The organism is Shewanella polaris (assembly GCF_006385555.1).
GTDB lineage: Bacteria > Pseudomonadota > Gammaproteobacteria > Enterobacterales > Shewanellaceae > Shewanella > Shewanella polaris.
Window position 1 is genome coordinate 4,509,453 of record NZ_CP041036.1, and the last position, 17,908, is coordinate 4,527,360.

Genomic DNA, 17,908 nt, shown 5'->3' on the forward strand with positions numbered 1-17,908 from the left:
AGACTAAAAATCAAGCTGCGAACAAGACTTAATGATAAACAATAATTAAAAATGTTTTCTGACCTACGACAATACGAAGAGGAATAAGGCTATGAATATGTCTACTCAAACAAGCAATACAGCAACCCAAAACCTTAACCGCTTCATTGGTGAGCAATTTGTGGCAACGACCAATCAACAGGATCGCACTGCAAATGCAAAAGACTTTTTGGATGCACAATTTCCATTAACGAATGGCTCACACCAAGATGTAGGTAGTTATGTGGTTTACTACACCCACTTACTCGCATTTTTAAAAGATGGCACTCAGTGTGGCTTACAAAATCCATGTCAATTTGTGGCATTGACTGGTCATAAAAGTGAACCGACATCTGTTGTATTAAAGAATAATGATACCCATGTTGAGATTTGCTTCGACCGTCAAGGAGAAATGGGCAGCACAGACCAGGCCAATATTGAAGACATTCAGGTTGCGATTCCAATTAAGAATTTACCAACACCATACAAGCAGTGGATTAGCTTAATCCATACAGGTTGTCAGCCAATCGAAGGCAACTGTAAAGTGTTTACCGCTAAAGATGGTAGCGACTATGCATTGCATTTACGTTAATAGCTTATAACAATAACCTTCGCTATTAATAATTATCGAAAGGCTTCTCCCATTTAATATGTGAGAAGCCTTTTCGTTTTTCGTCGTGCATTCATTATTACAATAAGCTGTTGCAACAAAGTGTTTGTAATGAGTGTTAAGCTTTGAAGATTATGGCCAAAAGACTCGTGAGTGTTGCAATCTCTAATTAATAGATTCTACAAGGATTGAATTTTTGAAGTTTCATCACCCACAATTGCAGTGTTTGATGGCTAATGATGCTAGTTCGCTCACTTCTGAGGCTATTAACCATCAACGAATAGTGCAGTTGGTTTGCCTGTTTTATCGTAATCAAGGTAAAAACTTGTGATCATTGGATGATATTGAAGAAAAACCTCCGTTGTAAAGATCGTTTGAAAGGACCGTACTTGATACAATACTGCATTGTTTTTTAGATGTGCTCTCTCATGCCAAATCCATCAACTACAGCAGTAAAATTATGGTTATTTGTCGCCATCGGCTTAGTTTGTCTCACACCATTAATCTCCTCTCCCGTAGCTTTGCTTATTGGCTTTACCTTAGCGAGTGTAGGATTGGTTCCTGAGAGTATCGATTTAAGTAAATGGACTAAAAAGCTATTAGCTTATTCTATTGTCGGTTTGGGATTTGGTATCAATTTACCTGAAGCCATTGCAGCCAGTAGCCATAATCTCGGACTTATTATCGGATCAATCTTTTTCACGTTAACCTTAGGCTTTGTATTAACACGCTTAGTGGGCTTAGAAATCAAAACAGGTCATTTAATCAGTTGTGGTACTGCGATATGTGGTGGTAGTGCCATCGCTGCGGTAGCGCCAGCTATTAATGCGAGAAACGACCAAATAGCAGTCTCTTTAGCTTGTGTGTTTATTCTTAATTCAATCGCGTTATTTGTATTCCCTACCATCGGGCATGCATTGCAGCTTTCACAATATGATTTTGGTGTTTGGAGTGCAATTGCCATCCATGATACTTCATCTGTTGTTGGGGCTGCGGCCTCTTATGGGGATGAAGCGCTTAAAACCGCCACAACGATCAAGTTGGCAAGAGCGTTATGGATAATTCCTGTTGCATTAATCAGTGCCATTGCCTTTGGTGGTGATAAAAGAAAAATTACCATTCCATTGTTTATCGTGTTTTATTGCATCGCAATTCTCATCGCTTATTTTGTACCACAAGGTCAGCCGATTTATAGCCTTCTATTTACTGTGTCTAAACAAATGTTAGTGTTGTGTTTATTCTTAATTGGTGCGGCAATCACAGTAAAAAAAATACGCGCTAATGGACCTAAGCCACTATTGTTAGGTGTGTTGCTTTGGCTTGCTATTGGTGGGGCCTCGTTAACTTATATCGTCAATTTTAGCTAATATGAAGAGAGACAGACTACGGAGGGGTTATTTACTATAAGCATTGCAGGTGCTTGGATTAGAAAAATGCTTAAGCGTCATTTTGCGGCATATCGGGTTTGGTTAACGCCAGCCAAATGAGCCCACCAAATGCGAGCAACTCAATCAATGCTCGTGTGAGTCCGACGGTTTGAGTCGATGCGATCACTGCTATGATACATAAAGTGATCATAACCGCTATTTTAAGTCGACGTAACAATAAATGCTCTGTCATTTTCCCTCCAATATAATCATAAAAATCTATTATATTATTCAAGAAAAGTGATCTCTTACGCCAATATTAAATTTAACTATGAAATAACAGAACGATAAAATACGCGCGCTCACAGTACTATAGTTAGCGTTAGCCCACGCCTGTGCTACCGACATTTACACTGATACATAAAAATATGATGGAGTCGTAATGGTAAATGGGATTGAGCAAGCCGTCTGACTTTACCCATTCGGCACATCTTAATATGATCAAATAGATTGCTTAGTAAAATGGGCTAGGATCGACATCGAGCGAGCCTGGCGATACGCCTCTCTCAATATGTAATTCAGATTTAAGCAAATCAACCATTGTAACTTCGGTATAGCGCTTATGTTTAATAGAATAAAAACATTTTACAATAGGATTAAGTGCATCACGCCCTTTTGAGTCCCAGACAATCCCTACTCGTTGATCCGATAACTGTACAATGGAACCAACAGGATAAATGCCCACACAACGAATAAATTCATATACAAGCTTCTGATCTAAATGAAATGGGGTTAGGCTTATTAAAATTTTAAATGCTGCCGCTGGGCTCATGGCTTCTTTGTAACAACGGGCTGCAGTTAATGCATCAAAAATGTCGACAATACAGCTCATACGTCCATGTTGTGGAATTTCTTCGTCTTTTAAGCCGTTAGGATAACCGCGGCCATCAAGTTTTTCATGATGCATTAGGCACACATCTTTACTTACTTGTGATAAGCCTTTTGTCTCTTTCATGATTTCAATTGCATAGAACTGATGCAATTTCATGTGTTCAAATTCTTCTGGGGTTAACTTACCTGGCTTGTGTAATATTTCGTTGTCGACTTGAATTTTACCGATATCATGCAAAATACCACCAACAGCCATTTGCTTTAGTAGTTCTCGCTCAAGATGAAGGTGCTTGCCAAAAGTAACCAACAAGAAGGCCACATTAATAGAATGTTCAAGTAAATACGCATCTTTGGTACGTAATGCAGAAATACACTTAAATGCATCAGGATCATCCATAACTGATTCAATCATTTTATCTGCAATATCTTCAAACTGACTCACTTCGATAGCTTTTCCGCCGAAAGTTTCAGACATCACTTTTTTGATTAACCCTTTGGCTTCAGCAAGTAGATTTTTGGCCTGACTTTGTCGACTATCCCGAGTAACCGTCGGTTTACGAACAAGTAGGCTACTCGCAGAACTAGATTTCGCTGTATTTTTTAATCCACATGTATCTGAAGAGCGATCAATATCAACCCACACAGACAGAATATTGTTTTTTTTCAGTTTTAAAATGGCATCACGATGTTTGATTTGTCCTGGATTGCGAATAGCGACTTTACTTTGTTGATGATCTATCGCTGTCACAAACATGCCTAACGCAAGTTTATCTGTGGGGACTTTAATTAAATGGCTTGATTCTACAGAATCACTCATTGTATAAATTACTCTACGTTAAAATCAGGAATAAGATATTTGTCATGTACGACTTGTTATACTTTGTACTATTTTAAGTAAATCATCTATGTTTTTTACTTGAATACGGCCTTATAATCACATTTTTACTCAATATGTCTGACGAAACTTTAAACATAAATAATCACTATTATTATTTCTCTTTTATTGATTAAATGGAATGATTTACTGTCACATTCTTTGTCGTGCATCCATGTCAGTAAAGAGTAAGCTATATTAGCAATTAAGATCACACGCTTTAATCTTACCAATTGACACAATTTCACTGGTTTATTAACGTTAGCCCTCAGCTGTTATACGAGAGGTTCAGATTGACAGGTCACTTTTTTTCATCACAATTTAGCGAGCTAATTGCTAAGCTTGAGCAACTTCGCCTAGTACCGATCTGTGATCCCATAGTGCAACTCTCTGTTGAGGGGCCTGCACTGCCCTTAATATCTTGGTTAAGCGCCCAAACCTTATACCCAAAAATCTATTGGCACGGACGTGATAGAGATGAAGATATTGCCGCCATAGGCTCATGCAAATCATTTTATTTTGCCGATCAAGTTGACGACAATGCTCTGGCAAATATTTATCAACAACAACGTAATAAAACTAACCATCAAGACATTCGTTATTATGGTGGCTTAGCGTTTGACCGCAGCGTTGAGTGCTGGCCAGAATTTGGTCGTGCACATTTCATACTGCCAAGAATTGAATTACGCCGTAATGGAAACAAGGTTAGGATATTAGTGAATCTTAACTTTGAAAATAATGATCTTGAAGATGAAATTCAAGCGGCGTTAAATGCCATCGCAACAATACAAAAGCCACAGCCTTTATCTCCGCTTAACAAACTCTCGTTAATCAGCCGGAGTGATTTACCCAATTATTCACGTTGGAAAGAATTAGTAGAACAGGTCACTCAGGCCAATTTTATACAATCAACACCTAAAGTCGTATTGTCGCGCCACAGCCAAATTGATGTCGATGATAATATTGATCCTTGGGCTGTTCTAGCATGTTGGCAAGGCCGTAATCCAAATAGTTTTCAATTTGGCTTTCAGTTTAGCCCTGAGCGCGCATTTATTTCCTGCTCTCCAGAACGATTATATTTACGCCGTCAACAAGAGCTATTTACTGAAGCATTAGCAGGAACGACTGTCCGTGGGTTAAATCCGGATGAGGACAATATACTGGCACAAGCATTGTTGGACGATTGCAAAAACAGCCATGAAAACCAACTTGTCAGAAAACACATTGTCGATGCGCTTACCCCACTAAGTCAGTACGTGGGTGCTGATGAGCAACCAAAAATCTTTAAATTAAACCATATTCAACATTTACATCGTTCTATCCGAGCGCAGTTAAACCCTGGCGTAAGTGACTTTGAATTATTACGTGCACTGCATCCGACGCCTGCTGTAGGGGGATTACCACGTCATGCAGCACTGAACTTTATCCGTCAACGCGAAGGTTATGCTAGAGGTTGGTATGCAGGAGCGTGCGGTTATTTAAATCACCATGAATCTGAATTCTCAGTTGCTATTAGAAGTGCACTAATCGAACCAAGAAGAATCAATTTATTTGCCGGTGCCGGAATTGTTGCAGGTTCAAACCCTGAAGAAGAATGGCAAGAGCTGGAAAATAAACTCGCGACAGTATTGTCTATTTTAATCGATTTTTAACATCATCCTAGCTTATAGGCGTTGCCCTTTAAGGTCATATCAAAACATCGAGTACTGCTTTCGCTTGGGTAACACAAGTGTTATCATCCTGCCCCGCGTTTACTCCAGCCAAAGATTACTGGCTAAAATAACCCTTAAAAGGTGCATTTTAGGTAAGCGCTATTGATAAACTAGCTCGACTAAAATAAAAATAATATTCTCTATGGCAGTCCCTAGCATGTTTATTAGCACACTAAGCCGTTTGCTTAATAACATCTAATACTGCTCTATCAATCAATAGCGGGTTCCCTCACCCCGTGCTAACCCAATTAAAAAGGCCACAATATGTTGATGTTAACTCAGGCGAAATATCGCCGTGCACTGATGTTACTAGTCAGTTTTCATATATTAATTATTTGCGCAAGTAACTACCTTGTTCAACTTCCCTTCCAGATTTTTAGCTTCCATACAACTTGGGGTGCATTTAGCTTCCCGTTTGTCTATTTAGCTACTGATTTAACCGTTAGAATTTTTGGTCAACAAGCCGCTAGAGGCATTATCCTCAAAGCTATGGTGCCAGCACTAGTCGTATCATATTTAGTGGGCGTGCTATTTCATCAAGGCCAATTACAATCTTTATCAACCTTAACTGACTGGAACAGCTTTGTATTTCGTATCGCATTTGCCAGCTTTGTCGCTTACTTAATTGGCCAATTAATGGATATCACGGTATTTGCAAAATTGCGTCAGGCAAAAGCATGGTGGGTTGCACCGGCCGCATCTACGTTAATAGGCAACTTGGTCGATACCTTAGTGTTTTTCAGTGTGGCATTTTATGCCTCAAATGATGCGTTTATGGCGACTCACTGGCCAGAAATAGCCAGCGTTGATTACACCTTTAAGCTTTTGGTTAGTCTGGGACTTTTTTTACCTGCGTATGGTGTGCTATTGAAAGTTCTGCAAGACAAAATTTTATTGAGTGCCACCACTGATAATGACAACGTTGTCATTCAAGTATCTAAATAATACGGTTTGATGATTTGTGGATGAGCAAAGCAACTGCTAGCTCCAATAAGTATGTTGTCGCAGTGTTTTGCTCATTCGATGTTTATAACATGAGAACTAGAACTCGATTGACAACTTAGCTCTATAGCTTGAACGTATTAACCACTGGAATGATGTGCCTTGTTGCCCGTTACAATTCAAGATTTGACATCGTTATGATGACCTTAAAAAACTGACATCCTACATTATTAAGTCAACACCTCACAAAATACATCACACGATACTCTATATTTCCCATTAAAATCAGATAGTAAAAATTTTTTACAGCCTGTTTAATGTAAAGATTAGATTAATGTTGATAAACACTTGCAAATACAAATGAGAATGATTACTATTATCTGGCGTTCCAAAACTCGGTTTAGTAATTAAAGACTTCATCACCTTTAATTGGTTTTCAGAGTTCGCAAGCACGACATTGCTCACACACTCTTTGTGGCCGGGTTAATCACCCGGCTTTTTTTTGCCTATTTTTTAGTTATGACTGTTTATCACCAAAATGTAGCCCTTCATAAGGCCCAAGCTGCTGATCATCTTTAGCTTTAGAATAAAGTCCGATAGTAAATATGGTGCCTTTTCCGACGGTAGAGTTCACTTCAATTGTGCCACCAAGTCGTTTAATAATTCCATAACTCAAAGACAGGCCTAAGCCAGTACCATCTTTACGTGTGGTATAAAATGGATCAAAGATACGGCTCAAATCGTCTTTAGTAATCCCCATACCTTCATCTTCAACTTCAATTTTTACCCCAATAGTTTTGCCATCTTCCAGCCAGTCGTAAGTTCGTAACCAAATTCGACCTTTATTTTCAATCGCATGGGCAGCGTTAACCATTAGGTTAATCAGTACTTGTAATAATTGAGGTCGATTGACTTCAACAGAGCCTGTTGCGGTAAATTCCTTAATCAACTTAACTTCTTGTTGTTCAATAGAGTGGCGTGCTAACAACAGCATTTCTTCTACAATCGGCGTCACGGGTTGTGATGTTATAGGTGCATTAAATTCACCAGGGCGACTGTACTGCAGCAAACTACGAATAATAGTGGTGATCCTGCCCACTTGTTGGATAACCAATTCAATTTCTTCTTCAACTACTGCAACATTGTCACCAAGTTCATATTTAAGTAGTTCCATATTTCCCAGAATAACGGCGGTAGGATTATTTATTTCATGAGCAATACCCGCTATAAGCTCTCCCAACGCAGTCAATTTCTCATTCGTAACCAGTTGCTGTCTTGTCGCGTGTAACAAGGCCACATTGCGTTCGAGTTCTTCGGTTTTATCTTGTAAGCTGCGGGTTCGCTGTTCGACTTTAATTTCAAGTTGCTCTGCTGCCGCTTGAATTTGGGCATTACGTCGTTGTAACTGATCAAGCATACTGTCAAATTGCTCTGCTAATTTGGTCAGTTCGTTATCTCTATTTAAGCCTAACTTACCAATTCTGATATTACGCCCAGATTGTACTGCGGTAACAACTTGGTGAATATATTCAATAGGTTGGAGTAAACTATTGGCGCCACGATAAACCAGTAAACCTGAAATTAGCAACACGAAAACTAAAATGGTACCTAGCTCGATAATATTGAGTAAATAATTATGCAAAAAAGGAGACTCTGAAAAACCCGCATAAACCATCCCAATCCTTTTTCCATGTACATCGAGTAAAGGCAGATATCCGGATATATACCAATCATTAAGTACGAAAGCACGATTTATCCACGTTTGGCCTTCAACGAGCACTTGCTGATAAACGTTATCGGATACTAATGTACCAAGCGCCCTGTTAGGTTTTTGAGTATTCTTAGGAAATGGCTCCATCAGCACATTAGTACTGATGCGGATTTTATCCAAAAACACTGTCACTGTTCCGATTGAACGTTCAGGTAATGTGCCTTTTCCGTACACTAAGTCACGAATATGGTCGACGATGACAGTATTATGATTAAATAATATTCCACCATCTAAATACCAAAACACATTTCCAGACAGGTCAGCTATTGGTACTAAGGTTCGGCTGAGCAAACCACGCGTTTCAAGCTTTTGGCTTGGCTGTTGCGCATGCGGTGTTGGGATGATTGTAATTTGGGCTTGTTTAACTAAATTGGCATTGATCCGTTCAAGGCGTTTTGCAGGCAATACCATTAGCCCTGAAAATGCCTTCTTTTGGCTTTGATGTAGCATTCCTCGTAAGTCTGGATCGCCTGCGGCATCTGCAACACTAATTAAGCGTAAAAAATCTAATCCTAACGCTTGTTGCTGTTGTAATAATAGAATATTTATCGTATTAACCGCATCAGGATTTGGTTGCTGCTCGCTGTTTTTTAATATCCGAAATGCATGTTGAAAATCCCATGACTCACTTATTGACGCTAATTGATATTGTTGCTGTTTTTGCACTTGCAACAAAGAACTGTTAGCCACAACCAAATCTGCCTTTACTTTCATAAACAGTTGGTTACCTGTGTATATTACATTCCAATAAATAGTAATAAACACTAGACTCACTAAGGTTAATAATATCGGCAACAAGGTTAAGAATAAAATTCGATAGCGCACTTTGGCTTGCATTTGCTGCCAACTAATACCAAAAACGCGTGTAAAAAGACTGGTAGAATTCACCACGTTTATTGATCCTCGTAGTGTTCTTCTACAGTATTAAACCAATCTTTATATTTACGATCTAACGTTTTTCGAGACACGCCTAAATCACGTGCTGCGGCAGATTTATTACCATTATGACCATCAACAACTTGGGTCACATGTTGCTTCTCTACTTTTTTTAACGGCCAATCTAACGGGTATCCCATAATATCGCTTACAGCAACGGATGCGGGCTTTTTCCAATATTCTGCAGGAGGTTTTCCCAATAAAATACAACGTTCAATCATATTGCGTAGTTCACGAATATTACCTGGCCAATCATACTGTTGCAGTACTTGTAGGTCTTCGTGGCTCCAAATAACATCTTTAATACCCAGCTCTTGCGACAATTGCAATGTAAAAAAATGAGTAAGCTCAACGACATCTTCTGGACGCGATCGCAATGAAGGTATAACAATATTCAACACATTCAGTCGGTAAAATAAATCACGCCTAAAGCGGCCAGCTTCTACTTCATCAATTAATAATCGATTGGTTGCTGCTACAACTCGCACATTAATATCGATTTCTTTTTCACTTCCCACAGGGCGAATAGCCCGTTGTTCAAGCACCCTTAATAAGGCAGTTTGCATATTCATCGGCATTTCGCCAATTTCATCCAAAAAGATAGTGCCGCCAGAGGCATAACTAAATAATCCCTCACGATTACCTTTTGCGCCAGTAAATGCACCCGCGGTATGACCAAACAGCTCACTGGCCAGTAATTCTGGGGCAATAGCGCCACAGTTCACTGGTACAAAAGCACCACTTCGACCACTTAACTGATGTAATTGTCTGGCCACCAGCTCTTTGCCTGTACCAGATTCGCCTTCAATTAATACGACAGCGTTTGTGGGTGCTATACGCTCGATAACTTCTTTGACATCACGAATGGCTTCGCTGTTGCCGATAATAGTGGATGATTGTCCATGTAATAATTCACGCCTCAACATAAAGTTTTCGCGCTTAAGCAAACGTTTTTCAATACAACGATCAACTGCGGTTATCATTTGCTCTAAATGAAACGGTTTCATAATAAAATCAGATGCACCAGCACGTAATGCTCTGATTGCCACATCCATATCCGCGTAGCCGGTCATAAAAATAATATCAGACTGTCTGTCCGGCTCATTAAGTGCTTCATGCCATTCGATACCAGAGCGATCTGGCAGACGAATATCCACAATCAATAAATCAAAATGACCATGGCTGCGTAACTCTTCGGCCTGAGCAATTGTGGAGGCGGTTTCAACCAGTGCAAATTTCTTTGCCAAGGCTTTCATCAAAAAACTCCGCATACCAGGTTCATCATCAACAATAAGCACTGACATTGTGGTTTTAGTTACTGGGTTAATATGTTCATCTTGACTCATAACGGGACTCTTATTTGGACATTTTGACGTACTTTGTTAACACTCTATCACCGAATATCTATGACTAGGTCACTATGAACCATAGAAAAGTGATCGTGGGACAATTTGTCTCGAATAAATTATCACAGCTTGGGAGCAAGTTCACAGTTTCGATTTTATGCGTGAACAGTATTTGCAATAAAACGGTTTGGCATTTAACTTGCTTATTGCATTAACAATTAAGCAAAGCAAGCTTAAGTTTTATACATTGATTAAATATGAACATCATGATTATTAATATCTCAAGGAGCGGTAATGTTAAAACTAAAAACAAGCGTCAGTATTCTGCTAGCGGCCTCAGTACTTAGTGGAGCAATGTTTAGCCCTGTTACACTCGCAAATGAAGTCATCAAATTAGCAACGACAACCAGTACTGAAAACTCAGGATTACTCGGTGCACTTTTACCTAAATTTGAAGCCGAATCAGGCTATACTGTACAGGTAATCGCTACTGGTACTGGTAAAGCATTAAAGCTGGCAAGTCAGGGAGATGTTGATGTAGTCATGACTCATGCTCCAGACGCAGAAGCAAAGTTCATCGCTGACGGTTTCGGCATTGAACCTCGTGGTATTATGGAAAATGATTTTGTTGTATTAGGACCAAAAAATGATCCTGCAGCAATAAAGTCTAGCAAAAACGTGACAGAAGCATTCAGTAAAATAGCTAATAAGCCAAGTAAATTTGTTTCTCGTGGTGATAACTCTGGCACCAACATGAAAGAGTTGATCATTTGGAAAGCGGCAGGAATTACACCTGATTTTGCAGGCTATACTTCAGTAGGCCAAGGCATGGGTAAAACCTTGTTAATGGCAAATGAATTACAAGCTTATACATTAACGGATCGCGGAACATATATTGCCTATAAAGCTAAACTAGACCTGAATATTGATTTTGAAGGCGGCGCTAAATTAGCCAACCCTTACCAAATAATGTTGATCAACCCAGCAAAATACCCAGAATTAAATCATAAAGGTGCAAGAGCATTAAGCGATTGGTTTATCAGTCCAGCTACACAAACTATGATTAATAATTACAAAGTACAAGGAGAACAATTGTTTAAGGCAACTTATAAAAAATGAGTGACGGTTGGTTAGTCCTATTGCAGCAAGCATTTAGCTTGCTGCTCTCTTTTGACCCTCATGTATGGGCGATTATTAACATCTCATTTTCGGTGTCTTTTGTCGCGTTATTGATCACTATTATTCCGTCGATTATCTTAGGTTTCATCCTTGCCTTTAGCCATTTTCGAGGCCGTTGGGTAGTCACAAACTTAGTACAAACGTTACAATCTATTCCTACTGTAGTGATCGGTTTATTAGTATATTTATTGCTGACTCGTAATGGTGTGTTGGGTGATTTAAAATGGCTATTTACCCAAAAAGGAATGATTTTAGGCCAAATGTTAATATGTGCTCCAGTATTGATAGCATTATCACAAGCTGCTTTTTCCAGTGTCGATCGCCGAGCCTGGGAAACATCACGAACCTTAGGCGCCTCATGGATACACGCGGTTTGGACATTATGCCGTGAATTACGAGTACCACTTTTATTAGCAATTGTTGCTGGGTTTAGTCGAATTTTGACTGAAGTGGGTTGCTCTATGATGGTAGGTGGCAATATTATGAATGTCACTCGTAATATCCCTACTGCAATAGCACTTGAAACCAGTAAAGGTGATTTTGCTCAAGCAATTGCCTTAGGACTAGTGTTACTAATATTAGCCTTAGTGTTAAACTTCATCTTGGGTTCATTGCGAGGCAAGGCCCTCCCAAGGAGTCATTAAGATGCAATTAGCTAATCATTCAGTTAAATCGCCAGTCAGTATTCAGGCTAAGAATATCCTGATGCAGTTTAATCAAAATATTTTATTTCACGCTGATGAACTTAGCTTTAGTCAGGGTGATGTTATTTATCTACAGGGTGACAACGGCTCAGGTAAATCCACCTTAATGAAACTCCTTGCAGGGTTGCTTTCACCAAGCAAGGGCCAAATTCATAGTCATGGTTTTAAGCAGGCCCCTTGGTGGCGAACTCAATCACTTCTTGGTAAGGCTGTTTATTTGCATCAGCACCCTTATCTTTTTGAAGGTTCGGTAAAGTACAACTTAACTTATGCTTTAGATCAACGGTCGTTATTGCCAGAACAACGAAAAAAACGTATTGACCAAGCGATTAATATGGCCCAATTAACAGACTTACTTAGCCACCACGCCAGTGATTTGTCTGGCGGAGAGCGACAAAGGCTTGCTATTGCAAGGGCTTGGATTGCGCAACCAAAACTCTTAATGCTTGATGAACCAATTTCGAATATGGATAAACAATCACAGAGTTTAGTTGTTGCGATGATTAATCAATTAAAGCAAGACGGCACAGGATTATTGATCAGTAGCCATCAAACCTGTGGCTTAACAGCGTTATGCCAACAACGCTGGCACATTCAACAAAATACCATTCACACCAGCATGCATGTTCCTAGAGTAGAGGCAGTGCATCAGACTAATACAACGGAATTTCATTATGGCACCACAAATTGATGCAGTAATTTTAGCTGGCGGCATGGCAAGGCGAATGGGCGGCAATGACAAAGGGTTAGTGGATCTTAATGGCCAAGCGATGATTTGTCACACTATCGATAAGCTAACAAGCCAAGTCGATGGAATTATGATAAATGCCAACCGTAACCAAGAACAGTATGAACAATGGGGATATACTGTTCTTAGCGATCTAGATAGTGGTTATTTAGGACCCTTAGCTGGAATGGTTACAGCTTTAAAGCAAACTAAAGCAGATTATCTTCTTGTTGTACCTTGTGATTGTCCTATGTTACCGGATGACTTAGTAGCAAGATTATTAGCGGCTTTAGAGCGAGAGCAGGCCGACCTTGCTATTGCAAGTGATGGTGAATATGAACAACCGGTTGTATTACTGTTAAAACCCCATCTAGCGCCATCGATGCAAGCTTTCTTGGATGGAGGCGATCGCAAAGTATTTTTATGGTATAGCCAACATAAAGTGGTGGTAGAGAGTTTTGCCGATCAACCCAATGCATTCGTGAATATCAATACGTTAGAACAGAAACACCGGATAGCAGAAAAAATCGCTAAGTAATTCAGTAGAGGTACTTCATGACAACATTATTTACCAATCCATTGCCGATCCCGGTTTTAGGCTTTTGTGCATACAGTGGCACCGGCAAAACTACCTTACTGAAACAATTGATCCCGTTATTGAACCAACGTGGTTTACGCTTGGCGGTCATTAAACATGCCCACCATAATTTTGATGTGGATATTCCCGGTAAAGACAGCTTTGAAATGCGTAAAGCTGGAGCAAGACAAGTATTAGTCGCCTCCCATGTACGTTGGGCGTTAATGACTGAAGATCTCGTTGAAGATGACCCGCAATTGCAACACTTACTGCGTCAAATTGAAGCCGATAAAGTAGATATTGTACTGGTAGAAGGTTTTAAAAAACTGGCATTACCTAAAATAGAATTACATCGCGCTGCACATAATAAACCGCTAATCCACATTCACGATGACAACATTGTCGCTATCGCGTGTTGTGATGAGACCAAAGTGCCAAGTTCATTAACTCGCCTTGATTTGAACAACGTGGCGCAGATTGCCGATTTTGTACAAAATTACCAACAGACATGGCAGCCAGCTGCGGTGCAGTTACCGATAAACAGTAGCGAACAACAAGCTGCAACACCTAACGATCAACATGGTCTTTCTGTTTCACAAGGTATTACCAACGTATTAGCTCAAGTTGTTCCGATTAACCGCAATGAGTCACTTAACCTAATTGATGTTGATAACCGAGTATTGGCGCATGACATTATTTCTACCGTAAATGTGCCACAACAAACTAATTCGGCAATGGACGGTTATGCTTTTATTTTCCAAGATCTCAAAAAATCACAATCTTTTAAAGTTGTAGGTGAAGTCCTTGCGGGTCATCATTATTCTGCCACATTACAAGCAGGAGAAGCCGTTCGCATTATGACTGGGGCAACGGTTCCTCAAGGTGCCGATACCATTCAAGCGCGAGAATTGGTCACTGAACAAGATAGTATTATTACCATACTTGAACCTGGACAAGTTGTAGAAGGTCAACACGTTCGTTTGGCTGGAGAAGACATTGCTGAAGGTGACGTTGCACTCGCTGCTGGTTCACGCTTGGGCGCCGCTGAACTCGGTTTGTTGGCCTCTCTTGGGTTTAACCAATTGCCCCTTATAGAACGTCCTGTCGTTGCGGTATTCTCAACGGGTGATGAAGTAAGCCAACCAGGGCAACCACTGAAACCAAACTGCATTTATGACTCCAATCGTTACACCATATTATCAATGGCAAAGAAACTTGGTTGTCAGGTTATTGATTTAGGCATTATTGAAGACAATGAACAAACGCTCACAGACACATTGCGCAGTGCTGCAAAACAAGCAGATGTGGTGATTAGCTCTGGTGGCGTATCTGTGGGCAACGCAGATTACATTAAAACGGCCTTAGCCAATGTCGGCGACACTCATTTTTGGCGCATTAATATGCGTCCCGGTCGCCCACTCGCTGTCGGAAAAATTGATCAAAGCTTATTTTTTGGATTACCAGGTAATCCTGTCGCGGTCATGGTGGCATTTTTACAGTTTGTGCAACCTGCTATTCGTAAACTGGCTGGCGAATCTCATTGGCAACCACAGTTTATGCCTGCAATTGCACAACATGCATTACGCAGTAAAACAGGTCGCACTGAGTTTTTACGCGGTATTTATACGATTAGGTCTGATGGCAAAATACACGTTAGTACCACAGGCGCACAAGGCTCTGGAATGCTGAGTTCTATGGTCAATGCAAATTGCCTTATTGTCATTGGTGATGATACTGCCACGATACCAGCAGGCGAATCTGTTTTTATTCAGCCATTTGCTAGTTTACTGTAAAGGCTAATATGACCCAACTTATCGACGGCTTTCAACGAAAAATAGATTACTTACGCTTATCGGTCACCGATCGTTGCGATTTTCGCTGTGTGTATTGTATGAGTGAAAATCCTACTTTTTTACCGAAATCACATGTTCTGAGTTTGGAAGAGCTGTCGTGGATTGCCCAAGCGTTTACTGAGCTTGGAGTAAAGAAAATACGCTTAACTGGCGGTGAACCATTAGTGCGCACCGATTGTGACAAACTGGTCAAATTGTTAAAGCAATTACCTGGTCTTGAAGAGCTATCAATGACCACTAATGGGTCACGACTATCTAAGCTGGCTCAGCCATTGTTTGAAAATGGCCTTAATCGATTGAATATCAGCCTAGATACGTTAAACCCAGACGTTTTTGCACAGCTAACACGTAATGGAAAATTAGATCGTGTCATTGCTGGGATCGATGCAGCAATAGCGGCTGGCTTTCATAACATCAAAATTAATGCGGTGATTTTACGCGGTCAAAACGACCATGAAGTATTAGATTTAGTGGAGTTCTGCCGTCAACGTCATCTCGATATCGCTTTCATTGAAGAAATGCCTATCGGTTATATGGATGAACGTCAACGCAAGCGTCATTGTTCAAGTGATGAAGTCCGTCGCATTATCGAAACGCGCTATCCTTTAATCGCGTCGACTAAGCGTACTGGCGGACCATCTCGATATGTAAAAATGGCCGATAGCTCTATTCGCATCGGATTTATATCGCCACACAGCCACGATTTCTGTCATGAATGTAATCGCGTTAGAGTGACGGTAGAAGGTCAATTACTCTTGTGTTTAGGCAACGAAAATTCCATTGATTTAAAAGCAATTGTTCGTGAATTCCCCGCCGACATAGAACGCCTAAAACGAGCCATTACTGATGGAATGCAACACAAACCTCAATCTCATGATTTTAACATCGACAATGGCACACAAATTCTGCGCTTTATGAATGCCACTGGCGGCTAAATCTTTTTGGTATCGTCAATGATACACTTGAATCATAATTTACAGATGCTGACTGACAACATAACGTATTAATTATTCGTCTTGTCAGTCAATGTTTGCTCGCGTTCCTCAATAGTTGAGGCGATATAATTATTCAAGTTAAGGTGGTTTATGGCCCTATCACGTAAAAAATGGAACTACATCATTATGGGTGCCAGCCTATTTATGATTGCGGTGCTGTCTTTAATTAATGACAAAACCGCCAAGGTACCCAGTGACGCCGTCCCCTTATTTGATCAGCAATTACCGTTGAAGCAATTACTACTTGATGGTCATTGGTTAACGCTGCACAATGACCAATGGCAGTGCCAGCCACAAGTCCTCAATTGCCAGAAATGGGCCCAAGCATGGCAAACCATTAAGGTCTCACCGCTAAGCACAGAACCTTCACACGATAATAAGGTGCAAACACTAACCATTGCTATCAACAATATGCAAACGGCACAAAAATGGCGTTACTTTCCAAACGAAGGCCTCTTGCAATCATCTAATAACAATTGGTACCAAGTACCACCAAGTTTACGCGCCGAGTTACAACCTATTCTTGCTGTACCTTCTCAATCAAAATAAGAGTTTTTATGCCTGAATTACCAGAAGTTGAAGTGACCCGACAAGGGATCAGTCCTTATCTCATTGACCAAACTGTTAGTGAATTAATTGTCCGTAATGGCTCACTCCGTTGGCCTGTACCAGCTATTGCTCAAAATATTGTTGGTCAGCGTATTACCAATGTCCGCAGGCGAGCTAAGTACTTATTAATTGATACTGATGCCGGAATGACAATAGTGCATCTAGGCATGTCAGGCAGCTTACGTATTTTACCGTGTAATACCCCAATTGAAAAACATGACCATATTGATTTAGTACTCGAAAATGGTCGTATGTTGCGTTTTAACGACCCTCGACGCTTTGGTGCTTGGTTATGGTACGAATTACCAGAAGAAGAAGCCCATCCGTTATTGTCAAAGCTCGGCCCGGAGCCATTAAGCCCTCATTTCACGCCATTACAATTACAAGCAACACTGACTGGCAAAAAAAAGACCATCAAGCAGTGCTTAATGGATAATCACATTGTGGTGGGTGTCGGTAATATTTATGCTAATGAAGCGCTTTTTGCTGCAGGAATACACCCACAGGCAGCAGCTGGTAGTATTGATATAGAACGGTTAACAATTCTCGTCAGTGAAGTAAAACAAATTTTGGCTCTCGCTATTAAGCAAGGTGGTACTACCTTAAAAGATTTTACTAATGCCGATGGTAAACCAGGTTATTTTGCCCAAAAGCTGCATGTTTACGGCCGTGGTGGCGAAACCTGTACCGCCTGCGGCAATTTATTAAGTGAGATAAAGTTGGGCCAACGCACTACGGTATTTTGTGGTGTGTGCCAACAGCGTTAGTCGGATAAATAACGCCTAAACCGCATTTCA

General features: G+C 40.3%; 16 protein-coding genes. 12 read left to right on the top strand and 4 right to left on the bottom strand.

Annotated elements, in window-relative coordinates:
• Nucleotides 1-91 precede the first annotated feature (91 nt).
• Together FH971_RS19720 and FH971_RS19725 are read left to right on the top strand one after the other, a co-directional pair.
• Nucleotides 92-610 carry an aldolase/citrate lyase/malate synthase family protein gene (locus tag FH971_RS19720; RefSeq protein WP_240778410.1) on the top strand — a complete coding sequence of 173 codons (519 nt, stop codon included), beginning with the start codon at nt 92-94 and terminating at the stop codon, nt 608-610.
• A gap of 446 nt (nt 611-1,056) precedes the next feature.
• Nucleotides 1,057-1,995, top strand: a complete 939-nt coding sequence (locus FH971_RS19725) for a YeiH family protein (RefSeq protein WP_140235403.1) — start codon at nt 1,057-1,059, stop codon at nt 1,993-1,995.
• A gap of 70 nt (nt 1,996-2,065) precedes the next feature.
• Here the strand turns inward: FH971_RS19725 and FH971_RS19730 are convergent, their stop codons facing one another.
• Nucleotides 2,066-2,248: a hypothetical protein gene (locus tag FH971_RS19730; RefSeq protein WP_140235404.1), complete on the bottom strand. Its 183-nt coding sequence runs from the start codon at nt 2,246-2,248 to the stop codon at nt 2,066-2,068.
• Between the two features lie 261 nt (nt 2,249-2,509).
• A complete protein-coding gene (locus tag FH971_RS19735; protein ID WP_140235405.1) occupies nt 2,510-3,703 on the bottom strand; it encodes a cyclic di-GMP phosphodiesterase in 1,194 nt (397 codons plus the stop codon).
• Between the two features lie 350 nt (nt 3,704-4,053).
• On the opposite strand from FH971_RS19735, the gene FH971_RS19740 reads away from it, so the two are divergent.
• Both FH971_RS19740 and FH971_RS19745 read left to right on the top strand, forming a co-directional pair.
• Complete coding sequence (locus FH971_RS19740; protein WP_140235406.1) at nt 4,054-5,412, top strand: isochorismate synthase; 1,359 nt, start codon at nt 4,054-4,056, stop codon at nt 5,410-5,412.
• A gap of 324 nt (nt 5,413-5,736) precedes the next feature.
• On the top strand, nt 5,737-6,417 hold the full coding sequence (locus tag FH971_RS19745; RefSeq protein WP_137224372.1) for a 7-cyano-7-deazaguanine/7-aminomethyl-7-deazaguanine transporter: 681 nt from the start codon (nt 5,737-5,739) through the stop codon (nt 6,415-6,417).
• Between the two features lie 514 nt (nt 6,418-6,931).
• Here the strand turns inward: FH971_RS19745 and FH971_RS19750 are convergent.
• On the bottom strand, nt 6,932-9,022 hold the full coding sequence (locus tag FH971_RS19750) for a sensor histidine kinase (protein ID WP_137227381.1): 2,091 nt from the start codon (nt 9,020-9,022) through the stop codon (nt 6,932-6,934).
• A 56-nt stretch (nt 9,023-9,078) separates the two neighbouring features.
• The gene (locus FH971_RS19755; protein ID WP_137224369.1) at nt 9,079-10,467 is read right to left on the bottom strand and encodes a sigma-54-dependent transcriptional regulator; all 1,389 of its coding nucleotides are present in this window, start codon (nt 10,465-10,467) and stop codon (nt 9,079-9,081) included.
• Nucleotides 10,468-10,821: 354 nt separating this feature from the next.
• Here FH971_RS19755 and FH971_RS19760 point away from each other — a divergent pair, with 354 nt between their 5' ends.
• The 8 genes from FH971_RS19760 to mutM all read left to right on the top strand — a co-directional run bounded on the left by FH971_RS19760 (nt 10,822) and on the right by mutM (nt 17,878).
• Nucleotides 10,822-11,586, top strand: a complete 765-nt coding sequence (locus FH971_RS19760; protein ID WP_371833651.1) for an ABC transporter substrate-binding protein — start codon at nt 10,822-10,824, stop codon at nt 11,584-11,586.
• Nucleotides 11,583-12,290 carry an ABC transporter permease gene (locus FH971_RS19765; RefSeq protein WP_137224364.1) on the top strand — a complete coding sequence of 236 codons (708 nt, stop codon included), beginning with the start codon at nt 11,583-11,585 and terminating at the stop codon, nt 12,288-12,290. The genes FH971_RS19760 and FH971_RS19765 overlap by 4 nt, the downstream gene beginning before the upstream one ends.
• 1 nt (nt 12,291) lies before the next feature.
• Complete coding sequence (locus FH971_RS19770) at nt 12,292-13,041, top strand: ABC transporter ATP-binding protein (protein WP_140235407.1); 750 nt, start codon at nt 12,292-12,294, stop codon at nt 13,039-13,041.
• The gene (gene mobA / locus FH971_RS19775; RefSeq protein WP_137224358.1) at nt 13,025-13,615 is read left to right on the top strand and encodes a molybdenum cofactor guanylyltransferase MobA; all 591 of its coding nucleotides are present in this window, start codon (nt 13,025-13,027) and stop codon (nt 13,613-13,615) included. Before FH971_RS19770 ends, mobA begins: the two co-directional genes overlap by 17 nt.
• A gap of 17 nt (nt 13,616-13,632) precedes the next feature.
• Entirely contained in the window at nt 13,633-15,447 is a 1,815-nt protein-coding gene (locus tag FH971_RS19780) for a bifunctional molybdopterin-guanine dinucleotide biosynthesis adaptor protein MobB/molybdopterin molybdotransferase MoeA (protein WP_140235408.1), read from the top strand.
• Nucleotides 15,448-15,455: 8 nt separating this feature from the next.
• Nucleotides 15,456-16,442, top strand: coding sequence for a GTP 3',8-cyclase MoaA (gene moaA, locus FH971_RS19785; RefSeq protein ID WP_140235409.1), 987 nt, complete (start codon nt 15,456-15,458; stop codon nt 16,440-16,442).
• A gap of 150 nt (nt 16,443-16,592) precedes the next feature.
• The gene (locus FH971_RS19790; protein ID WP_140235410.1) at nt 16,593-17,051 is read left to right on the top strand and encodes a hypothetical protein; all 459 of its coding nucleotides are present in this window, start codon (nt 16,593-16,595) and stop codon (nt 17,049-17,051) included.
• A gap of 8 nt (nt 17,052-17,059) precedes the next feature.
• The gene (gene mutM / locus FH971_RS19795; protein WP_140235411.1) at nt 17,060-17,878 is read left to right on the top strand and encodes a bifunctional DNA-formamidopyrimidine glycosylase/DNA-(apurinic or apyrimidinic site) lyase; all 819 of its coding nucleotides are present in this window, start codon (nt 17,060-17,062) and stop codon (nt 17,876-17,878) included.
• The last annotated feature ends 30 nt before the right edge of the window (nt 17,879-17,908 follow it).

What these genes read in the sequence shown, in the direction of transcription:
- FH971_RS19720 (WP_240778410.1), top strand. Translation starts at nt 92, where the DNA reads ATGAATATGTCTACTCAAACAAGCAATACAGCAACCCAAAACCTTAAC.
- FH971_RS19725 (WP_140235403.1), top strand. Translation starts at nt 1,057, where the DNA reads ATGCCAAATCCATCAACTACAGCAGTAAAATTATGGTTATTTGTCGCC.
- FH971_RS19730 (WP_140235404.1), bottom strand. Translation starts at nt 2,248, where the DNA reads ATGACAGAGCATTTATTGTTACGTCGACTTAAAATAGCGGTTATGATC.
- FH971_RS19735 (WP_140235405.1), bottom strand. Translation starts at nt 3,703, where the DNA reads ATGAGTGATTCTGTAGAATCAAGCCATTTAATTAAAGTCCCCACAGAT.
- FH971_RS19745 (WP_137224372.1), top strand. Translation starts at nt 5,737, where the DNA reads ATGTTGATGTTAACTCAGGCGAAATATCGCCGTGCACTGATGTTACTA.
- FH971_RS19750 (WP_137227381.1), bottom strand. Translation starts at nt 9,022, where the DNA reads ATGCAAGCCAAAGTGCGCTATCGAATTTTATTCTTAACCTTGTTGCCG.
- FH971_RS19755 (WP_137224369.1), bottom strand. Translation starts at nt 10,467, where the DNA reads ATGAGTCAAGATGAACATATTAACCCAGTAACTAAAACCACAATGTCA.
- FH971_RS19760 (WP_371833651.1), top strand. Translation starts at nt 10,822, where the DNA reads ATGTTTAGCCCTGTTACACTCGCAAATGAAGTCATCAAATTAGCAACG.
- FH971_RS19765 (WP_137224364.1), top strand. Translation starts at nt 11,583, where the DNA reads ATGAGTGACGGTTGGTTAGTCCTATTGCAGCAAGCATTTAGCTTGCTG.
- FH971_RS19770 (WP_140235407.1), top strand. Translation starts at nt 12,292, where the DNA reads ATGCAATTAGCTAATCATTCAGTTAAATCGCCAGTCAGTATTCAGGCT.
- mobA (WP_137224358.1), top strand. Translation starts at nt 13,025, where the DNA reads ATGGCACCACAAATTGATGCAGTAATTTTAGCTGGCGGCATGGCAAGG.
- FH971_RS19780 (WP_140235408.1), top strand. Translation starts at nt 13,633, where the DNA reads ATGACAACATTATTTACCAATCCATTGCCGATCCCGGTTTTAGGCTTT.
- moaA (WP_140235409.1), top strand. Translation starts at nt 15,456, where the DNA reads ATGACCCAACTTATCGACGGCTTTCAACGAAAAATAGATTACTTACGC.
- FH971_RS19790 (WP_140235410.1), top strand. Translation starts at nt 16,593, where the DNA reads ATGGCCCTATCACGTAAAAAATGGAACTACATCATTATGGGTGCCAGC.
- mutM (WP_140235411.1), top strand. Translation starts at nt 17,060, where the DNA reads ATGCCTGAATTACCAGAAGTTGAAGTGACCCGACAAGGGATCAGTCCT.